The following is an 18,523-nucleotide window of genomic DNA, read 5'->3' on the forward strand; positions in this document are numbered from 1 at the left end:
CATTTTTTAAAAATAACGAGAACACCCCTTATTTCGATTTTTTCTTTTTAAACACATTCTGGGTCAAACGGTCCAGCAGGATAGCCATAATGACGATGGCGATACCGGCTTCGAAGCCGACGCCTGTCTTGGCCTGCGTGACGGCACGATAGACATAAGCGCCGACACCCTGTGCGCCGATCATCGACGAGATGACGACCATGGACAGGGACAGCATGATGGTCTGGTTCACGCCGGCCATAATTGTCGGCATCGCGATCGGAAGCTGCAGCTTGACCAGCTTCTGGGCCGGTGTCGAGCCGAAGGCGTCGGCCGCCTCTACGAGCTCTTCCGGCACTTGCCGGATGCCGAGGTTGGTCAGTCGGATCGTAGGCGGAATCGCGAAAATGATCGAAGCGATTACGCCCGGCACGACGCCGAGAGAGAAGAACGACACGGCGGGAAGCAGGTAGACGAAGGCGGGCATCGTCTGCATGAAGTCGAGCACCGGCGTCACGATATTTTGCAGCAGCGTATGCCGCGCGCAGAGAATACCGATCGGCACTCCGATCAGGATGGACAGGATGGATGCCGTCAGGACGAGCGCAAGCGACTGCATGGACAGCTCCCAGAAGCCCAGGTTGTCGATCAGCAGCAGGCCGATAAACGCGAAAAGCGCGATCCGCCAGCGGCCGATCCAGTAGGCGAGCGCCGTGATCAGAAGGATCAGAACGAGCGCGGGAAGCGCGGTCAGAGCGGTCTCGATGGAGCCGACCATAGCGGCGATAACCGCTTTGATGGCGCCGAAGAGCGGCCCGAAATGATCGGTGAGCCAGCTTTCGAGGAATTCGATCCAACTGCCGAGCGGAAGTTTAGGAAGGTTCATCGCGCAACACCCGCTTCCGGTTCCGCATTTCCGGCCAAGGCCGAAAGTACCGCTCCTTTAATAACGATGCCTTTAAGACGGTCTTCCTCGTCCACGACCGCAACGGGAAGCCGGGTTTCGGACATCATTTCGAACAGGTCGTTCAGAAGTGTTCCGGGTGAAACAGTCGGAATAGAGCGCTGCATGACCTGCTCCAGCGACTTGCCCTCCTTGAGAGCCTGGAGGGCGTCTTCCGCGGTCACGATTCCTAGCAGCTTCATCCCTTTGCTCGTCAGGTACAAGCTGGATACGCCGCTGTCGCGCATAAGCTGAAGGGCTACCCGCGGTCCTCTTTCGAGGGAGATCGTTTCCGGCTTTTTCATCACATGGGCCGCCGTAAGAACTTTGGACAAATCCACGTCTTCGACGAAGCGTTCCACATATTTGTTGGCCGGCTGAATCAGAATTTCCTCCGGCGTGCCGATCTGGACGATGGTGCCGTCTTTCATGAGCGCGATCCGGTCGCCGATGCGCAGCGCTTCGTCCAGATCATGTGTAATGAAGACGATCGTTTTCTTCAATTTGGACTGGAGCTCCAGCAGTTCGAGCTGCATGTCCTTGCGGATAAGCGGGTCCAGCGCGCTGAACGCTTCATCCATAAGCAGGATCTCGGGGTCGTTGGCCAGTACGCGGGCGAGCCCGACGCGCTGCTGCATACCGCCGCTGAGCTGGTCCGGACGGCTGTCTTCCCAGCCTTCGAGTCCGACCGACTTCAGAGCGGCGCGTGCCATTTCGGTTCTCTTTTTACGATCGACACCCTGAATTTCAAGTCCGTATTCCGCATTTTCAAGTACGGTCCGGTGCGGGAAAAGAGCGAATTTCTGAAACACCATCCCGATATTTTTCCGTCTGAATTGACGGAGCTGCTCGGGGTTCATTTTAAGCACATCGGTTCCGTTAAAAAGAACCTGGCCTCCCGTCGGCTCGATGAGCCGGTTTAACAGACGGACAAGCGTCGATTTGCCGCTTCCCGACAGTCCCATAATGACGAAAATTTCTCCTTGCTCAATCGAAAATTCCGCCTTATTGACCCCCACGGTCAGTCTGTGTTCTTTCAAAATCTGTTCTTTGGTGCGGCCTTGATCCAGCAGGGTCAAAGCTCTCTTGGGGTCCGATCCGAATACTTTGGTAAGTTGTTTTACCTCAATGATAGGCATGTGGACCTCCTTTCCTGGGTCTTTTGACTGGCTTGCTGACTTGTTTCAGTGTAACGGCATTCTTTTTTGACCGTCAAAGTCCGTATAAGCTTATAAATGTTTGTACAGTTTTAACTTTACGTACAATACGTTAAGTATACTCCGTATAACGCCGTATTCCTTCTTTCGTGTTTTCTTTACTTATCAAGGGGACTTTGATTACAATACAAATTAGAGGCTTGGAAGCAGCAGCTTGTTCCTCAGGAGGGAAACCATGAACGATCTCAGCGGCTTTACGGCAGAGCAGAGCCAGAAAATTCAAAAAAACCGTGAACGGGTTATTGATTCCATCGGCAAAAATATGGATTTATACGGCATCACCTTGTCGATCGGGCACTTATATGGTTATATGTATTTCAATAACGGCCCCGTCACACTGGATGAACTGAGCAAAACGATGGGGATGAGCAAGACTTCCATGAGCACCGGCGTCCGGACGCTGATGGATTTGAAAATGATCGATAAGGTATGGGGAAAAGGCACACGCAAAGACCTGTACGAGGTGGAACCGGACTGGTACCAGAATTTCAGCGATTTTTTCTCCATTAAATGGCGTAAAGCGGTGGAGGGGAATATGAACGCCCTCAACAAATCGCTCGTCGAACTGCGGCATATGAAGGAAGAATACGAAGAGAGCCCGGAACTCCAGGCCGTGCTGGAAGCGGACGAAGCCAAAATCGCTCACGCCATGGACTATTACAAGTGGCTGCTGAGGCTGATCGAGGCGATGGAAACCGGTAAAATCTTCGAGCTGATTCCGAAAGAGCCCCGGGAACCCGGCGGGAAAGAGCAAGGCGGAAAAGAATAAAAAAAAGGGCAAGCCCGGGCTTGTCCTTTTTTTGATTTGGAGAGGATGCCGCAGTCCGGGAGAAAGCGGAATAAGCGAGAGGAGAGTAACCGCGGCAGGCCCGGAGTTTGAACCCGTCTCTAAATAGCTTATTATAGAAGGAGTATAGCTTGTACTTCACCCTTAGGAGTGGGACCGGATGACCTTAAATGAAAAGATTGCCGCCTTTGTCGAATTGATGAATGAAGCCAGGGAAATTTCGAACAGGGCAAACGGCCGGGCCTACGAACTCCGGCAAACAGCGGTTCGGATAGGCTTCGAAGCTACCGCCGCGGCTGAACATGCCGCTCTGATGGCGGAAATCGTGAGAGAGAACACGGAATCCGGCTCCTTGTCAAAGCTGATCCATGCAAGCCGCGAGGCCGCATCGAGAGCCGCGGAAGCTACGCTGAAGGCTCTGGAAGCGATCAAAGCGGCCAACGCGGCGGATCATGAAGCGACAGAGGCTTTCGAACGCACGCGTGAAGCGGCGGAGAAATTGACGGAAGCCCTCCAGATTGAGGGATATTGATCGGAACGCGTGTGATGAACGCCATCGCAGGGGTGAACGCACCTCGCGATGGCAAGCGTGCAACCGCAAGGGGACGAACGCGGCTTGCGATGGCAAGCGTGTAACCGCAAGGGACGAACGCAGCTCGCGATGGCAAGCGCGTCATCGCAAGGGACTAACTCACCTCGCGATGGCAAGGCAAGAGCGTATTCACCGTCACGAACGTAAGCGCAATTGTGCCGGCAAACCCCAACGTAATCGCAAGTCACCATGGCAATCGCAAAAGCCGAACGCAGTCGCAGCGGCAAGCCGCAATCGAATCAGATACGCAAAAAGCGCCTCCAAGGGGCGCTTTTTTTATTCCGCGGCGTTCAGCTTGGCGGCTCTGCGGTATTCACCCGGCGTCTGCCCCGTCCACTTTTTGAACATGCGGTTGAACGACGTGATGTTCCGGTAGCCGATGCGCAGACCGACTTCCACTATGTTAAGCTGAGTTCCGCTCAGCAGTTCCTGCGCTTTGGAAACCCGGATGGCGTTCAGATGGTCGCTGAAATTCGCGCCTGTTTTTTCTTTGATGTAGACCGATAAATAAGCGCTCGACATCCGGAGGCGGTCCGCAAGATTTTCGAGGGAGAGCTCGTCCCCGTAGCCGTCCCGGAGCGTGTCCATAACGAAGGAGATCACGGGATCTTCCGTATCTTTCTTCTCGTAGATGAGCGAGGCCGCGGAGAAGAACAGCTCCCGGTAGCCTTCGATATAGTCTTCGAAGGTGCAGCACTCCTTGAGCCGCCGCATAAGCGGTTTGACGGGCCAGGCGGCATCCTGCGCGATTTTGTAGATGTCCATCAGCTTCCAGACCTTGGCCGCGATGGACTCCGCAAGCTGCCTGTACTGGACGACCCCGGCCCCGGACTCGCGCATTTCGGCAAGCTGGCGGGCGATCAGCTCCAGGGCGCCCTTGTCGTCCCCGGCCTGAAGGCAGGCGTTCAGCTCCTGCTCCCGGGCGGGGCTCAGCGCGCAAGCCTGCAGGCCGGAGCGCGTTTCCAGGATGACCTGCGTTTCCTCCGCAAGGGTAGCCTGGCCCGCTCTTTCCAGCGCCTGCCGGTAGGCATCGTTGAACTGGGAAGCGTGCTCGAACCGCGAGCTGACCGCCACGGCCGCCAGGCACTGCTCCTTATCGGAATCGAACAAATGACGGATGTCCCCGAGCATGGCCTGAAGCGTATCAGGCGGGACTGCGCCGCTGATGACCGTCAGGATCTGGTTCTTCTCCATCTGGAACGTATGCGAACCGGGGCAGTGTTCTCTCAGAAGCACATCGAGATGCTCGCGGTAATAGGAAGCAAGCCGCTCGTGCGGGACGGGTTCCTCTGCCGGTTTGGCCTGGCGGAACCGGAGTTCATAGACGATAATCTGGAAGCTTTCGTCGCTGGCGATAAAATCCTGCCACTCGTGAATATCCGTATGAATGCTTCTCAGCTTGTTAATATAGCTGTATTTCGTAAGAAGCGACTGCCGGCTGCGGAGCTCGCTGCGGATTTCGGTCTTTTCCTTGAGAAGATCGGCGATTTTCTCCTGAATGAACGCGAATTCCCGGATCGCGCTGGGCTCCCCGCCGCCGCTCCCGCTCATAAATGCGGAAACCAGCTGTTTCACGGGCCGGTTGATTCGGCGGCTGCTCAGCAGGGAGACGGCAAGGGCGATGCCGAGCGACAGGAGGAAAATCGCCAGCAGCGTCCCGTTCAGCTTCCGGAGCTGGGAGGCCATGCTGGCATTGGGCACGCCGGTGATGTAAGTCAGCCCGTCGTCCCCTCTGTGGCGGAAATAAACCACCCCGTCCGCCTCGGCGGTTCCGCGGCTGTCTTCAAATGCGGGAAGCGCGGGCGGCTTACCCTCTTCGCCTGTGCCGAAAAGAACGCTTCCATCGCCGTTCAGCACATAAAAGAGGCGCCCGTCTCCGCCTTCGCCGAGAAAATCGCGCCGCGTTTTATCCACGTCGAGATAAGCCGTTACGAGGTAGCTGCCGCCGCTCAGATGAAAACTGACGGGCAGCAGCTTCTTCTCGGCAGGCGAGTTCCAGACGGTCTTGAAATCGGCCGCGGGCAGCAGAGAGAACGAATCCGCCGATTTCAGGCGGTTTTCCCAGAAGCCGAGCGGATAAGCGCCGCTTTTGTACAAGCGGTTGAACTGGTCTTGGGCACCGCTGCTGCCGTCCTTATCGAGCGTGACGCCGTGGGGCAGGAAATACACCACGAGATTGTCGAGAAACAAATGCGGATTCGCGGTATCCGAGCGGAGCCGGGAAACGATGCTTTTCGCCTCCAGATAACGGAGTTCTTCTTCCGTCGCGCCCTGCAGATGCCGGTTGAAAGCGACCACGCCGGGATCGTTATAGGTGTTGAAAAGAAGCGTTTTGATCCGGGAAAAATGGGTGCTGTATTTTTCGGCCGTATTTTTAAGCATGGACTGGTTGTGAGCGATAATTTCGCCGTGATATTTGGTTTTGAAATAAGCGAAGGCCGCCAGATCGAACGCGGCAAACAATCCTATAAGGACGAGAAAACTGATCAGCGTCGCAAGGAACAGGGAGGTTGGTTTTCTTTTGTTGAACGGCATCGTGTGGGAACTCCTTACTCGTTTGGTGGAGAAGCGGCTGGTCTCTTTCTATTGTAAGGGCCGAATGTTAGGGGAGTGTATACGCGCGGAACAATTTGCCGTACCCTTGCAGCCTTAGTCCGGAGTCATAATAGGAGCCCTTCCCGCAAAAAAAAGAGCAGTACACGGCTTCCGCCGTATGCTGCCCTTTGCTTATTCCCGCTCCTTAACGGCAGAAAGCTCCCGCCGCCGTATGCTGATCTCGTCCAGTGAAACTTCGTTGGGATCGATCATGCCGGTAAACCGGTCTTCGTAGGTTAAATCCACCGTCACCGCACACTGTTCCCCGCGTTCGTAGAAAACGATGTCGGCGGGCTTGTCGGTTCCGTAAAAGCGGGAGAGTGCTTTGACAAAATCGCTATACGCCGGAACCGGCATTCCTCCGAGGCTCGTCACGATGATCCCGCTTCGTAAACCGGCCCGGTGGGCGGGACTGTTCGGGTACACGGTCCCGATGAAGTTTCCCCTTATGCCGGCCCCGGCAAGCCCCTGCTCTTCCAGCTGTGCGGGGGTGGCCGTATAATTCATGACCCCCAGGCGGGGATAATTAAAAATCGAGTTGCGCAGATCCAGACCGAGCTCGATTGTATTTTTCAGATGAAAAAGAGATTGTCTCCAGCCTGTTTCCCCGCATTCCCTGACCCACTGCAGCATTTCATCTTCCGTGTAGCCCTCCACAGTAACCGTGACCTTGGTACAAGGACCGCTGCCGATTGGCTCGAAAGCGAACGAAGTCTTTAAGCTGTATTCCCAGCGGGAACCGTCCGGAAAAATGGACGTGTAATGCTCGTCGAACCGGATGAGGTCCGGTTTCACGCATTCGGCGCAAACGGCACGGTTCGTTAATTCTCCGATTACGAGGGTTAGCTCGTCCCCCGGGGCGATTTCAGGCTGTGCCCCCGAATAGGTCGCGATGTCGCTCAAAAAATGTTTCCAGCCTTCCGCCGTCGCCACATACCACCAGATCTCTTCCGCAGAAGCGTCGATATAAACCGAATTGACGGTTTTGTTCCTGTCCTCATTCATCCCGAAAGCAGTCCTCCTCCGGCTGTAACTGATACCCTTATTCTAGCTTGAATTGCGAACAAATGATCGGTTTTTATCGGCATTCCACCTGAATAAAAAGCCGAGCGGCCGGCAGCGAAAGCGTTTTATAATGCGGCAAAGCGCTTGTTTCAATTGGGCCGACAGGTCCGGAGGTGGTGTTTTATGACGAAAATGAATGTGGTTATTCCGGTTTACAATCAAGCCTACGCCTTATCCCTGACTCTGCACGGGTTAACCCTGCAGGCGGCCCCTTATAACCGCAGTCCGGTTATCATCGTGGACGACGGGTCCGAAGAGCCGGTCCATGCGGTTGCGGAAGCTTACAGGGAGCGGCTGAATCTCACTTACGTGCGCATCCCCCGCAGCGGCAGGGCGGCCGCCCGTAATGCCGGAGCGAGGCTGCTGGACGAAGGATGCGTCCTGTTCTGCGATGCCGACCGGATACCGAGGCCGGGATTCATCGAAGCGCATGCGCAAGCCCGCCGGAAACACGGCAGCCACTTCGTGGTCGGGCAGGTCCGTGAGCTCTACGTTCCGGATGCGGAGCGGAACCGGGAGCTGGTGCTGGCGCGCTACGGGGAGCAGAAATATGACCGCATCCCGCAGTACTGCCGGCTCGTCTACCGGCTGTTTAACGACAGCGGGACGACCCTTTCGCCCGTTCCGTGGATAGCCGCCTTGAGCGGGAATATGTCCCTTCCCCTGGAGCTGTTCCGGGATCTGGGGGGGTTCGACGATTCGTTCCGGGAATGGGGCTTCGAGCACCTGGAGCTTGGCTACCGGGCACACCGCCGGCAGGTTCCCTTCGCTTACTGCAGGGAAGCGGTGAACGTGCATCTGGCGCACCCGCGGAAAGGAACCTCCTATGCGGATTTTATCCGGCAGAGCCATGACACGTTTTTCCGCAAGCATCCTCACCCGGTCGTAGGGGCTTTCTATGATTTTATGATGGGCAGAATCAGCCGCATCCAGCTCGAAAACCTGGCTTCTACGGGCATGCTCGGCAGTGCGGGGAAAAACGCTTCCGACGAATACGTCCGGATTCTCAATTTCAAGTCATGAACCAAACCGAAACGGGGGAAGGACGATTGTCTCAAAAACATTTGCAGACCGGAGCCGGTTCTTTTCTTGACAAAGCGAACCGCGAGCTGGCCGGCTTATACGTCCCGATGATGAATTCGCTCTGGAAAGTGATCACGACAGGCGAATTCCGCTACGTCAAGCAGTGCGAACAAGATGAGAAGGCTTATCAGGAGGCGCTTGCCTCTCCGGTTCTGGGCGGGCAGGCGGAATATTGGCTGAACCGTCGGGGGCTGTCCGCAGAGCAGGAGCGCCAGCTACAAGTATTGAAGGCTGAGCTGGCGGAATACCGGATGGAGGCGGACGAGAGGCAGACCGCCGCTTCGTTGTGGAACGATCTGCACTACACGATCGGCACGTTCCGAGCGGAAGCGGGCGGCGTCCTGCTGTCGGAGCATGCGGCGCATGTTCTGATGCGCAGGCTGAGCGACAGCCGGCAGCGTAAGGGGATCTGGCAGGCGGGCATGCGGCTGGGCGGGCTCACCGCCCCCAAGCTGCTGGAGCTGGTCAGGCTCCGCAACCGGGCGGCCAGGCGGCTCGGCTATGACGATTACTTCGCGATGAAGCTGGAGAACGCCGGAATCGGGCCCGATACGCTGACGGAGCTGATCCGGCAAATCCGGGGCGGCCTCGATTCCGCCTACCGGGAGGTGAAGTGCGGGATCGACCTGGAATTGGCCGACCGGTTTCACATCGCGAGGAGCGAGGTCCGTTCCTGGCATTACGCGCATCCGTTTTTCCAGACGCACTTTGCGATGGAGGAGCCGCTTGCGGCGGGTACGGATGAAATGGCGGACAAGGTGTCCGGGTGGCTGCGGGAACGCGGATTCGATCTGAGCGCCGTTTTCCGCAGAGCGGATCTGGCGGAGCGTCCGGGCAAAAGCCAGGCGAACTGCTGCCTGAATCTGGACCGGGGCGGGGATATCCGCATGTCCTGCAACCTGTCTCCCGACACGAAGGGACTTGCGGTGCTGCTCCACGAAACGGGGCATGCCCTGTTCGAGAAGGAGCTGGATCCTTCGCTTCCGTTTCTGCTGCGCCAGCCGGCCCATCCTTTCCTGAGTGAAGGCGCCGCTCTGCTGATGGAAAGGCTGGCGTGGGATGAGGAATGGAAGCGGGAGCTTTTCGGCGGGGAGCCGGGGCCGGGTGCGGGTGGCGATGCCGGGTCCGGACAAGAGCGGCTGCGCAAAGAAACGCTGGTCAGGCTGTATTGGACGCTGACTTTGGTGGAGTTCGAGAAACAATTATACGCAAATCCCGATCAGCCTTTGAACGGCTTATGGTGGGATCTTGTGGAAGACGTGCAGGGGATACCCCGGCCGTCCGAATGGGATTATCCGTACTGGGCGGCCAAGGCGCATCTGTCCACGCTGCCGGTCTATTACTACAATTACCTGCTCGGCGAGGCGGCCGCCTCGCAGTTTCAGCAAGCGCTTCAGGACCGTTTCAAGGTATGGCACGGTAAAGAAGCGCTGGCGCATCTGCGGAAGGAAGTGTTCCGTCCGGGAGCTTCGGCAAGCTGGCGGGAGTTGTTGGCGGCGGGAACCTCGCAGGACCTGAACCCGCTTTTCCTGATCCGTCAGCTGCGGGGTTAATTTTACGTATCTTAAGGAGGATGACGCTAATGGCTACGATTCATATTCAGAAAAGGACGGTCGTCTCCCGTATGGAACGGGATTCTTCCGAACCGGTTAACAGCCAGGTCAAGACCTATACGCTAACGCCCGAGGAGCTGGACTATTACCGCCGGCTGCCCTTGTCCGCCGCGGACAAGGCGTTCAAGCCCGGACTTAAAGTGATGGCCATGGAACGGAGGGACGGAGATGGGGACGCCAGCCGAAAACCTGAACCGGCAGCTGGACCGCTTGTCGGAGGTACTGAGGGGAACGATCACGCCGGAGAAGCTGGAGGAGCTTGACGAATGGTTTCATTTTGAGGTGCCGGAGGCGTGCAGAAACGCCTCCCGTTTGCCGTTTCCGTATAATCAGCGGGTACTTCGCCACTTCCGCCGCATGCGGGAAGAAGACCGGTCTTTGCCCGCGATAGCGGGCTTTCTTCGTCACGGGCTCTACGAGATATACGATATTTTGAACGATTGTCACTCCGCTTAGAGTGAAAGAAATAATTTTCATATAATTCTAAAATAGTCAAAAAAATCCTAATGTCCTGCAAGGGAACCTGATCTTTCTTTCTTGCGGTTTGATACCATGACGGCACCGAAACCATTACGTGTAGGGGGAATGGGTGCCAGTGGACGTGCTACTTATTATCAGCCATCAGCTTAAGGAAGACGAGTTTGAACGGGTACAGAGGTTGTTTTCCCATATGTCCATCATTGCCGAATCGGATTTTAATGCGGTCGCAAGCTCGATACGCCGGCAGGAAAAAGCTCACAAGCTGTTCGTTTTCCTGTCCTTCGACGAATCGCTTCCCGAGGAATGGAAGATCGAGGAGCTCCGGCTGCAAAGCCCGATTATGGTGCTGCTTAAAGTGAACAAACGCGATCTGTTCGTGTTCTATTCGTTTCTTGATTCCGTCGGACTGTTATCCAAGCCGTCCGCCGCTTCAGCGGGCAAACAAGAAATTTCGCCGCTGCTGTATCAGTCTCTCGAATTTATCGAGCAAAATCTATGCGAAAACGATCTGTCCTTGGAGAAAGTGGCATCGAGTATATTCGTCAGCCGGTGTCATTACTCCAGGATGTTTAAAGAATATTTCGGCTTCGGTTTTAAGGAATATGTGATGAACAAACGCATCCAGAAGGCAAAGGCCATGCTGCAAAAAGGAGTGCCGGTTACAGATGTGTGCTACGCCGTCGGCTATGGGGATTTAACGCATTTCGGCCGGGTTTTCAAAAGGCTGGTCGGGACGAACCCTTCGGTTTACCGGGGACAAAGGCGGGATGCGCCGTCCTGCGGATAGCGGAAAGGAGGGGGAGTTTTATGGGAACGGAGCCGCTGCGCACCCGTTATTTCAACCGGCTCACGATGGGGCCGGACGGACAGTCGGTCTGCAAAACGAGCCGCCATGACAAGAAACTCCGCGACGAGATCAACTGGTATCTGAACCTGCCGGAAGAATTACAAACGTACGCCCCCGTTATTCAAGACTACTCGCTGCAGGATCCCGTGTATCTGCGTCTTGAATATATTCAGGCTCCGACTTTATCGGAATCGTACATGAGCGGGAGACTGGACCGGGAGGACTGGCCGGGTGTCTTAGCCCGGCTGGATCAGCTCTTCAGCCGGTTTGCCGGCTTCCCCGCCGAGCCGGACCCGGCGAGTTTGTACGAGATGTATATCGGGAAGACCCGCACCCGTATGGCGGCTTTTTTGAACGGCAGCGAGAGGGCCAGACGGTTTTACAACCAGGGTTATTACCGGCTGAACGGAGAGATGGTGCTCTGCCCTTTCCGGATTTTCGAGAGCCACCTGGGAGATTTCCTCTCCCTGCTCGATCATCCGTCCGGTGCGGTCCTGCATGGCGATCTCTGTTTCTCCAATGTGCTGTATGAACCGGATAAACAGACCGTGAAGCTGATAGATCCCCGGGGCAGCTTCGGCAGACCGGGGATTTACGGCGACGGGCGGTACGACCTGGCGAAGATCAGACACAGCCTGAACGGGTACGAGCAGATCGTTCACGGCCGTTATTCCCTGCAAACGGAGGGCAATGACATCCGGCTGGAAATCCCCTTTACGGACGGGCAGATGGGGCTGCTCCGCGACTGGGACCGGTATCTGGGCGGGCGTCTTCCCGATGTCGCCAAGATTGAGGCGCTGCTGTTCCTTTCGATGCTGCCTCTCCACAGGGAGAGCCCCGAGCGACAGCTTGCTTTGTACGCCGTCGCAACCCGTCTGCTGTATGAAATTTTCGCCGATTAGAGGCCCCTTGTTAAGCCGAGGATTCCGGCGCGTATTTTTCTATACTGAAAAGGAACCCACAGAAAAGGAGAGTGATAAGAATGAATCAGACAGCAGCAAAATTTGTGATCGCGACAGCGATTCTCGTGTCACCGGCGGCAGGAACAGCTCTGGAGGCAAGCGCTCAAACCGTTGCGGCTTCGGCACAGCAGGCGGTTCAACCGTCCGGCGTGGCTGTACAGGCGGCACCGTCCGGCACGTTGTCCCAAGCCGGAATTTCCGGCGTGAAGACGGATTCCGGGGATAAACTGCAGGAGTTCGGCGGATCGAACTATTTTACCCCGTCCGTTATAGGCAAAACTCCAGCATGACCCGTCAAAAGAGATAAGCGCCCGGCGCTTATCTCTTTTGCTTTTTCAGCATTTGGTTAAGACCGGAGGGAACCGTGGGTTACGAAATTTTAGCAGGTTGAAGTCAGCCGGTAAAGCCGAGAGGGCGGGGCATTACTTTTTTATACTTAAGAGGTAGTTATCCAGGCAAAGGGAGGTGAAACGAATGAAAGAGATGACGTCTAAATTTATAATCGCTACCGCTATTCTGGCGGCACCCGCGGCAGGCACTGCCCTGGAGGCAAGCGCCCAGACCGTGGCGGTTCAGTCCCAAACGGCGGTTCAACCGGCCGTCGAGGGTGTGCAGGCTGTACAGGCTGTACAGGCGGCACCATCCGGCACATTAACACAAACCGGCGCCGTCCAGTCCCGGGAAGCGCTGCTGGAGTTCGGCGGAGGCAACAATTTTGTATCCCCGGCCGTTCTGAAGAAAACTCCTCTGTAAACGGCAAAGAGATAAGCGTCCGACGCTTATCTCTTTTGCGTTTTCAGCATTCCGTTAAGACCGGAGAGAACCGTGGGTTACGAAATTTTAGCAGGCCCAAGTCAGCCGGTAAAGCCGAGAGGACGGGGCTTTATTTTTCTATACTTAAGAGGTAGTTACCGGGGTAAAGGAGGTGAAACGGATGAAAGAGAAGACGTCCAGATTTATAATCGCCACCGCTATTCTTATGGCACCCGCCGCCGGAACCGCTGTGAACGTGAGCGCGCACGCTGCGGCGGCCGCGAGTCAGCCTTCGATAAACGCTGAAAGCGCAAGCACGCCTGTGGCGGCTTCCCAAGAGTTCGAACCTGCCGCTGCGGATACAGCGTCCCCGACTCATTCGGCCGCTGTCGCCGGCGTGGAAGAATTCGCCGGGGCGGCACCATCTTTTGTGTTTAATCTGGCTATGAAAAGATAAGCGGACCTGATGGAGAGAGATAAGCGGGAAGAAGCTTATCTCTTTTCCCGCTTTTGCACGCGATGAAGATTGGAGGGAGTACATGAATCAACGGATGTTTACTTGTCTGGATCTGAGATCCTGCTTGAATAACTGCGGAACGACAGGCAGCCATAACTATCATGAAGGTTATTTAAGCTCCGCCAGGGCTTCCTTTCCGGAAGAAGCTTTTCAATTTGACGACCCCTTCGAATTTAAAGAAATACCGTTCGTTCTCTTCAAAAGGCATTCTTTCGATAATATCGTCACGGAGGGTCAGTCTATCCAGTTCCCCCGGCAGCAGGTGACCCGGATTCATCTTCTCGGCACCTCAAGCGACGCCAATATGGCGGACTATGTGTATTTGATGCTGGATGAGAAGGAGGTCTCGAAGGAGAAGGTCCTGTTATCCCATTTTATTTCGGAGGTTCCTTTCCCTCGCAACGAATGTGTAATCCAAGCGTCCTGCCTACATACGTTGGATGGCCCTCTTACTCACAGATCCCCCAAGCTCTGGTATGACGGGATTACCTTAGACCGCCCGGTGGAGATCAACCGAATTACGTTTGAGGACAATCCCTGCATGCATGTGTTCGGCATGACGCTTGAAAGTATTTCGACACCGGGGGAAAGGTAATTTTTTCCTAATCATGGGAGGGATACCGCCGAGGACTCCACCGGCATACCTCTTATACTGAAGGAGAGCCGGCAGTCCAGAAGAAAGGAGGATGGATGAAATGAAGGAAACGACCGCTAAGTTTCTTATTGCGACCGCTGTGCTGGTGTCTCCCGCCATAGGGACGGCCCTGGACGTCAGCGCCGGGCAGCCCGCGTTAATCCAGGCGCAAACGGCATTTGCGGACGTTCAGCAGAACCGGACGGTATCCGCGTCCGAAGACACGTATTCAAGCTTGCAGACAGCGAAGAAAGCGTCCGATCCGAGCTTGCGGGAACCGGGAGAATATACGGTTTCGGGCGTATCGCCGATGTGCGCGAAATGCTTGTCCTAGGTGCCTGGACAAACCGGGTGAGACGATCCCGCACGGGCAGTCTCCCGTTTTTAGGTGAAAACCGGTTTGCGCAGGCTTTGTTCTGAAATGTTAAGGGAGCGTGGCAGCAGGCTCCGATGACCGGAAGAGATAAGCCTTAACCGGGCTTATCTCTTTCTCTCATGTGCGAAGCGATGGAAACCGGTCTTATTACAGCTTAACGGAGGTGGAAAGACGGATGACGTTTACCTTATATAAAGAATTCCGGTTGAATTGTTTCTACGTCAATATCGCCGCTCTGTTGAAGCGGCTTCCCGTTGAAGATGCCCATCTGGTTTATTTGTTCAATCAGGCGGGCTTATTTTACTGCGATACGGAGGACGAGGATGAGTTTCAAATCAGCCCGTATTACCGGCAGTTGGACGATTTTGTGTACGGGCTGTTCGGAGCGCGGCTGCATAAGAAAGGATCTTCTGCGGGAAGCGAGTATATGCGGACTTTGAAAGAGGCTCTTGCCGGCGGAAGGAGCGCTATCATCGAGTCCGATATTTTTTATTTACCGTACAGCGGCTTTTATAAAAGAACCCATTTTCCGCACGCTTTGGAGGTTATCGGTCATAAAGAAGGCAAGTTCGAGATCTGCGATCATTATTACGAATATCACGGCTTTCTCGATGAGTCCGAACTTCAGGCCATTTTCGACGCTTCGCTGGACAGCGTGTTTTATAAACGGTTGTATGTCTGGTCTCTGAAAAAAACGGACGGAGCCGCTCCCGGAGAAATTACGCCCGCCTTTTGCGAAAGCGTGATTAAAGACAATCAGGCGAATATGCAGGGAGCCGTCACCTACGATTGTCCGCCCGGCAGCTATCCGGGACTCGCCGCTTTCGAACCTATTTGCGGGAAAATAAAAAGCCTGAAAACGATCGAAGAAGACTCCGTCAAGTTTAAGGCGGCCAGTTATTTGTACGATGGCTTCAGGGAGATCGCCAATTCCCGCTATCATCACCACAATTTACTGAAAGCTATCGGAGAGGACGCCCTCGCCGAATCGTATCTGGAGGCCGACCAAAGCTGGATGGTGGCGGCTAATTTGCTTATGCGTGCCGCGACGGTAAATCAGTTCCAGGCTTTCGAAGAACGGATATTGAGCCGGATGGAGCGGGTGAAACAGAAGGAAGCCGAAAATACCGCCCTGCTGCAGCAGTGGCTGCACCGGAGGGAGACCGGTCCGGCAGTTCACATCCGCAAGGATAAATCAACAACCGCCTAATATCCCGCAAAGGAGTCTGATTCTTGTCAGGTCCTCTCTGGTACGATTATTGTAGGCAAAGAATGGAGGTGTACGATGCGGATCGTACTGGATTTGGACGGAACTATTTGCACCTTGAAAAAAGAAGGGGAGTCGTATGCGGATGTTACGCCTTTACCGGGTTCCGTCGAAGCACTGCACAGGCTGAAAGAAGAAGGGCATCAGATCATCATCCACACGGCCCGTCATATGAAAACGTGCCAAGGAAATGTCGGGGAAGTTCTTGCCCGGGTCGGCGGCCTGACACTGGACTGGCTGGAACGGTATGAGATCCCCTACGACGAGATTGTTTTCGGCAAGCCTTACGGCGACGTGTACGTGGATGACCTGGCCCTGACTTACCGGAGCTGGGACGAGGTTCTGAAACGGCTGAAGATCGGATGAAGCCTGTCCAGATTGTAATTCCGATGGCGGGACGAGGACAGCGCTTCCGCAATGCGGGCATATCCGTTCCGAAGATGCTTATCCCCGTCGCGGGGAAGCCGATGCTGCAGTGGGCGCTGGAAAGTTTAATGCCGCATTTTCCGGGGAATAAAATTTTGTTCGTCTGTCTGGAAGATCATCTGGAGCAGGGAGAACTGGAGGAGGTCATCGCAAGCTGCTGCGGGAATGCCGATATCCTCTCTCTGCCCGAAGTTACGGGAGGACAGGCGGAGACGGTGTTAAGCGCGGAAGCGTGTCTTGATCCCGACCGGCCCCTTCTCATCTACAACTGCGATACGTATACGGAATCTTCCATAGGCGGAACGATCCGCGCCAGGGGAAACGAGGCGGACGGGATTATCTCGGTGTTTGCTTCCGCGAACCCCGCCTACAGCTACGTGCGGACAGACGGGCATGACCGGGTTACGGAGGTCAGGGAAAAGCGGGTGATTTCAAACCGCGCGACGACGGGACTCTACTATTTCCGGAAAGCCGGGCTGTTTCTGGAGTCGGCGGAGGAAGCCGTACGCCAGGGAACGGAGGAGTGCGAAGTCTACGTGGCTCCGCTGTACAATCGGCTGATCGGGCGGGGGCTGACCGTCGTTGCGGATCAGGCGGACCGGTGCTTTCCGCTGGGAACACCGGACGAGATTGCTCATTTCACAAGAAACTACAGAAAGCGGGAGAGTGATGGGACATGACGAAACGGATCTTTTTCGGTTTAAGCGGCGGGCTTGGCCCCGTGCTCCGGTGTCTGCCGGTGGCCGAGCACTTCCGGCGTTCCGGGCACACTGCCGCTTTCAGCATATACGGGGAAAGCAGTGCGGCTTTTATTGAAAGCAGAGGCTTCAAACATCTGCCGGATGACGACCCGGCCGTTCCGTCTCCCGGGAAAATGATAACCGGGGGCCCGGTCTTCTATAATCTGGACCATTATTATGCGGGAGCGGGCCTGCTCGACCCGGATTTCACCGGGGCCTGGATTCAGCACCGGATCCGGATGCTGGAGAAATTCAACCCCGATCTGGTTATTACCGACATGAGTCCCCATACGGCAATCGCGGCCCGCTATCTGGGTATCCCGGTTGCCTCGATCACCCAGTCCTGTTTCCATCCGGACGGTCAGCCCATGCATTACTGGGGACGGCCTCCCCGTAATCTGCCGAGAGTGACGCCGGTCGTCAACCGGATACTGGGCAGGCTGGGCCTGCCGGACATCCGCGTCATGGAACAGCTTAACGCGGGGACGCTCAACTTTATTCCGGGAATTCCGGAGATGGACCCTGTCCGCACGAACGGGGTTCGTTATGTGGGCCCCATCGAGTATCCGGCTGCCGGTCCTGCCGCCGCCCGTCTTCCGGAAGACCCGTTTGTCCTCGTCTATCCGGGCAGGCTCCAGGATACCGCGGGCGCTACGGGATTGGGGCTGCTGAACCATGTCGTGGAGGCATTCGGGGGAAAAAAGGAGCCGGTTCTGATAGCCGGCGGCGACGGGCTCCCGGAGAGTCTGAAGACGGGGCTACCCCGGAACATCAGGATCATCCCCTATTTTAATTCGGCTATGCTGAAGAACTGCCGGTTGTTTATCCACCACGGGGGGCACGGGAGCTGTCTGTCGGCCATCATGAGGGGGATTCCCTCGCTTATCCTGCCCACTCACACGGAGCGGGAGTTTAACGCCCGCAAGGTGCAGGAAATGGGAGCGGGAGAGTATATGCTGCCGGGAACGTTTACGGCCGATCATTTATATAAGCTTTCCATGTATGTGAGCGAGGACGGCTACAAAGAACGGGCCGGGGAACTTGCCTCGCTGATCCGGAGCCGTAATTACGGGGGAGCAAGGGAAATCTACAAGCGGTGCATGTCGCTTATGGAACGGCGGGCGCTGGCCCTGGAGGAGCTATGATTTACGGTATCGGCGTGGATTTGCAAACGATCGCCCAGCTTGAACAGGCGATGGAGAGACAGGGGGAGAACTTCCTCCGGAAAGTGTTTACGGACCGCGAGCGGGCTTATTGCAGCAGGCATGCCTGTCCCGCCCGGCATCTTGCGGCAAGGTGGGCCGTCAAAGAAGCGTTTATGAAAGCGATGGGTTCCGGACTGGGCGGGAGGTACTTATTTAAAGATCTCGAAGTGGTTAACCGATCCTCCGGTCAGCCTGAACTTATCCTGCACGGGATGGCGGAGGAAGAACGAGAACGGCTCGGACTTCATGTCTACATAAGCATCTCCCATTCGGGGGAATATGCGCTCGGTCAGGTGATTCTCTGCAAGGCATAAACCAAGTTGCGCAGTCTGTTGAATTGTCTCCGCCGGAGGCAGCCGACAGGCTTTTTTGCCGTGGAGTCTCGGGTTCATGATCGCTTGACGCTCGCACAGTCCGGACGGTAAGATGTAAATATGTTACA

General features: G+C 55.7%; 21 protein-coding genes. 17 read left to right on the forward strand and 4 right to left on the reverse strand.

Going from position 1 to position 18,523, the window contains the following annotated elements:
* Positions 1-28: 28 nt before the first annotated feature.
* Positions 29-865 (reverse strand): ABC transporter permease, encoded by an 837-nt coding sequence (locus tag ABC395_RS03870; RefSeq protein ID WP_413000849.1) that lies wholly within the window; start codon positions 863-865, stop codon positions 29-31.
* The gene (locus ABC395_RS03875; RefSeq protein WP_413000850.1) at positions 862-2,061 is read right to left on the reverse strand and encodes a quaternary amine ABC transporter ATP-binding protein; all 1,200 of its coding nucleotides are present in this window, start codon (positions 2,059-2,061) and stop codon (positions 862-864) included. Before ABC395_RS03875 ends, ABC395_RS03870 begins: the two co-directional genes overlap by 4 nt.
* Positions 2,062-2,314: 253 nt before the next feature.
* On the opposite strand from ABC395_RS03875, the gene ABC395_RS03880 reads away from it, so the two are divergent.
* A complete protein-coding gene (locus ABC395_RS03880; protein WP_413000851.1) occupies positions 2,315-2,908 on the forward strand; it encodes a GbsR/MarR family transcriptional regulator in 594 nt (197 codons plus the stop codon).
* 178 nt (positions 2,909-3,086) lie between these two features.
* Positions 3,087-3,458, forward strand: coding sequence for a hypothetical protein (locus ABC395_RS03885; protein ID WP_413000853.1), 372 nt, complete (start codon positions 3,087-3,089; stop codon positions 3,456-3,458).
* A gap of 336 nt (positions 3,459-3,794) precedes the next feature.
* On the opposite strand, the gene ABC395_RS03890 is transcribed toward ABC395_RS03885, so the two are convergent.
* A complete protein-coding gene (locus tag ABC395_RS03890) occupies positions 3,795-6,053 on the reverse strand; it encodes an AraC family transcriptional regulator (protein WP_413000854.1) in 2,259 nt (752 codons plus the stop codon).
* A 192-nt stretch (positions 6,054-6,245) separates the two neighbouring features.
* Positions 6,246-7,118 carry an SRPBCC domain-containing protein gene (locus ABC395_RS03895; protein ID WP_413000856.1) on the reverse strand — a complete coding sequence of 291 codons (873 nt, stop codon included), beginning with the start codon at positions 7,116-7,118 and terminating at the stop codon, positions 6,246-6,248.
* A gap of 183 nt (positions 7,119-7,301) precedes the next feature.
* Between ABC395_RS03895 and ABC395_RS03900 the strand changes: the two genes are divergently transcribed.
* From ABC395_RS03900 to acpS, 15 genes are all read left to right on the forward strand, one after another.
* A complete protein-coding gene (locus ABC395_RS03900; protein WP_413000857.1) occupies positions 7,302-8,201 on the forward strand; it encodes a glycosyltransferase family 2 protein in 900 nt (299 codons plus the stop codon).
* 26 nt (positions 8,202-8,227) lie between these two features.
* Positions 8,228-9,814, forward strand: a complete 1,587-nt coding sequence (locus ABC395_RS03905) for a M2 family metallopeptidase (protein ID WP_413000859.1) — start codon at positions 8,228-8,230, stop codon at positions 9,812-9,814.
* A gap of 29 nt (positions 9,815-9,843) precedes the next feature.
* Positions 9,844-10,137, forward strand: coding sequence for a hypothetical protein (locus tag ABC395_RS03910; protein ID WP_413000860.1), 294 nt, complete (start codon positions 9,844-9,846; stop codon positions 10,135-10,137).
* A 332-nt stretch (positions 10,138-10,469) separates the two neighbouring features.
* Positions 10,470-11,141, forward strand: coding sequence for a helix-turn-helix transcriptional regulator (locus tag ABC395_RS03915; RefSeq protein ID WP_413000862.1), 672 nt, complete (start codon positions 10,470-10,472; stop codon positions 11,139-11,141).
* A gap of 20 nt (positions 11,142-11,161) precedes the next feature.
* A complete protein-coding gene (locus tag ABC395_RS03920; RefSeq protein ID WP_413000864.1) occupies positions 11,162-12,103 on the forward strand; it encodes a protein kinase family protein in 942 nt (313 codons plus the stop codon).
* An 80-nt stretch (positions 12,104-12,183) separates the two neighbouring features.
* The gene (locus tag ABC395_RS03925; RefSeq protein ID WP_413000865.1) at positions 12,184-12,453 is read left to right on the forward strand and encodes a hypothetical protein; all 270 of its coding nucleotides are present in this window, start codon (positions 12,184-12,186) and stop codon (positions 12,451-12,453) included.
* 184 nt (positions 12,454-12,637) lie between these two features.
* On the forward strand, positions 12,638-12,916 hold the full coding sequence (locus ABC395_RS03930) for a hypothetical protein (protein WP_413000867.1): 279 nt from the start codon (positions 12,638-12,640) through the stop codon (positions 12,914-12,916).
* A gap of 181 nt (positions 12,917-13,097) precedes the next feature.
* Positions 13,098-13,373 (forward strand): hypothetical protein, encoded by a 276-nt coding sequence (locus ABC395_RS03935; RefSeq protein WP_413000869.1) that lies wholly within the window; start codon positions 13,098-13,100, stop codon positions 13,371-13,373.
* Between the two features lie 82 nt (positions 13,374-13,455).
* Positions 13,456-14,028, forward strand: coding sequence for a hypothetical protein (locus ABC395_RS03940; protein WP_413000871.1), 573 nt, complete (start codon positions 13,456-13,458; stop codon positions 14,026-14,028).
* A gap of 100 nt (positions 14,029-14,128) precedes the next feature.
* On the forward strand, positions 14,129-14,401 hold the full coding sequence (locus tag ABC395_RS03945; protein ID WP_413000873.1) for a hypothetical protein: 273 nt from the start codon (positions 14,129-14,131) through the stop codon (positions 14,399-14,401).
* A 217-nt stretch (positions 14,402-14,618) separates the two neighbouring features.
* Positions 14,619-15,653 carry a BtrH N-terminal domain-containing protein gene (locus ABC395_RS03950; protein ID WP_413000874.1) on the forward strand — a complete coding sequence of 345 codons (1,035 nt, stop codon included), beginning with the start codon at positions 14,619-14,621 and terminating at the stop codon, positions 15,651-15,653.
* 75 nt (positions 15,654-15,728) lie between these two features.
* Positions 15,729-16,076, forward strand: coding sequence for a 5' nucleotidase, NT5C type (locus ABC395_RS03955; protein WP_413000876.1), 348 nt, complete (start codon positions 15,729-15,731; stop codon positions 16,074-16,076).
* A complete protein-coding gene (locus tag ABC395_RS03960; protein ID WP_413000877.1) occupies positions 16,073-16,816 on the forward strand; it encodes a glycosyltransferase family 2 protein in 744 nt (247 codons plus the stop codon). Before ABC395_RS03955 ends, ABC395_RS03960 begins: the two co-directional genes overlap by 4 nt.
* Entirely contained in the window at positions 16,813-18,021 is a 1,209-nt protein-coding gene (locus ABC395_RS03965) for a glycosyltransferase (RefSeq protein WP_413000879.1), read from the forward strand. The genes ABC395_RS03960 and ABC395_RS03965 overlap by 4 nt, the downstream gene beginning before the upstream one ends.
* Positions 18,018-18,395, forward strand: coding sequence for a holo-ACP synthase (gene acpS, locus ABC395_RS03970; protein ID WP_413000880.1), 378 nt, complete (start codon positions 18,018-18,020; stop codon positions 18,393-18,395). The genes ABC395_RS03965 and acpS overlap by 4 nt, the downstream gene beginning before the upstream one ends.
* Positions 18,396-18,523: the final 128 nt, after the last annotated feature.

The sequence above is a fragment of the Paenibacillus canaveralius genome, from assembly GCF_047238265.1.
Taxonomy (GTDB): Bacteria; Bacillota; Bacilli; order Paenibacillales; family NBRC-103111; genus Paenibacillus_F.

Bases quoted from the DNA above. Each gene is read 5' to 3' on its own strand.
- ABC395_RS03955 (WP_413000876.1), top strand. From the start codon at position 15,729: ATGCGGATCGTACTGGATTTGGACGGAACTATTTGCACCTTGAAAAAA.
- ABC395_RS03880 (WP_413000851.1), top strand. From the start codon at position 2,315: ATGAACGATCTCAGCGGCTTTACGGCAGAGCAGAGCCAGAAAATTCAA.
- ABC395_RS03930 (WP_413000867.1), top strand. From the start codon at position 12,638: ATGAAAGAGATGACGTCTAAATTTATAATCGCTACCGCTATTCTGGCG.
- ABC395_RS03920 (WP_413000864.1), top strand. From the start codon at position 11,162: ATGGGAACGGAGCCGCTGCGCACCCGTTATTTCAACCGGCTCACGATG.
- ABC395_RS03950 (WP_413000874.1), top strand. From the start codon at position 14,619: ATGACGTTTACCTTATATAAAGAATTCCGGTTGAATTGTTTCTACGTC.
- ABC395_RS03925 (WP_413000865.1), top strand. From the start codon at position 12,184: ATGAATCAGACAGCAGCAAAATTTGTGATCGCGACAGCGATTCTCGTG.
- ABC395_RS03885 (WP_413000853.1), top strand. From the start codon at position 3,087: ATGACCTTAAATGAAAAGATTGCCGCCTTTGTCGAATTGATGAATGAA.
- ABC395_RS03875 (WP_413000850.1), bottom strand. From the start codon at position 2,061: ATGCCTATCATTGAGGTAAAACAACTTACCAAAGTATTCGGATCGGAC.
- ABC395_RS03940 (WP_413000871.1), top strand. From the start codon at position 13,456: ATGAATCAACGGATGTTTACTTGTCTGGATCTGAGATCCTGCTTGAAT.
- ABC395_RS03890 (WP_413000854.1), bottom strand. From the start codon at position 6,053: ATGCCGTTCAACAAAAGAAAACCAACCTCCCTGTTCCTTGCGACGCTG.
- ABC395_RS03910 (WP_413000860.1), top strand. From the start codon at position 9,844: ATGGCTACGATTCATATTCAGAAAAGGACGGTCGTCTCCCGTATGGAA.
- ABC395_RS03895 (WP_413000856.1), bottom strand. From the start codon at position 7,118: ATGAATGAGGACAGGAACAAAACCGTCAATTCGGTTTATATCGACGCT.
- ABC395_RS03900 (WP_413000857.1), top strand. From the start codon at position 7,302: ATGACGAAAATGAATGTGGTTATTCCGGTTTACAATCAAGCCTACGCC.
- ABC395_RS03870 (WP_413000849.1), bottom strand. From the start codon at position 865: ATGAACCTTCCTAAACTTCCGCTCGGCAGTTGGATCGAATTCCTCGAA.
- ABC395_RS03960 (WP_413000877.1), top strand. From the start codon at position 16,073: ATGAAGCCTGTCCAGATTGTAATTCCGATGGCGGGACGAGGACAGCGC.
- ABC395_RS03965 (WP_413000879.1), top strand. From the start codon at position 16,813: ATGACGAAACGGATCTTTTTCGGTTTAAGCGGCGGGCTTGGCCCCGTG.
- acpS (WP_413000880.1), top strand. From the start codon at position 18,018: ATGATTTACGGTATCGGCGTGGATTTGCAAACGATCGCCCAGCTTGAA.
- ABC395_RS03935 (WP_413000869.1), top strand. From the start codon at position 13,098: ATGAAAGAGAAGACGTCCAGATTTATAATCGCCACCGCTATTCTTATG.
- ABC395_RS03945 (WP_413000873.1), top strand. From the start codon at position 14,129: ATGAAGGAAACGACCGCTAAGTTTCTTATTGCGACCGCTGTGCTGGTG.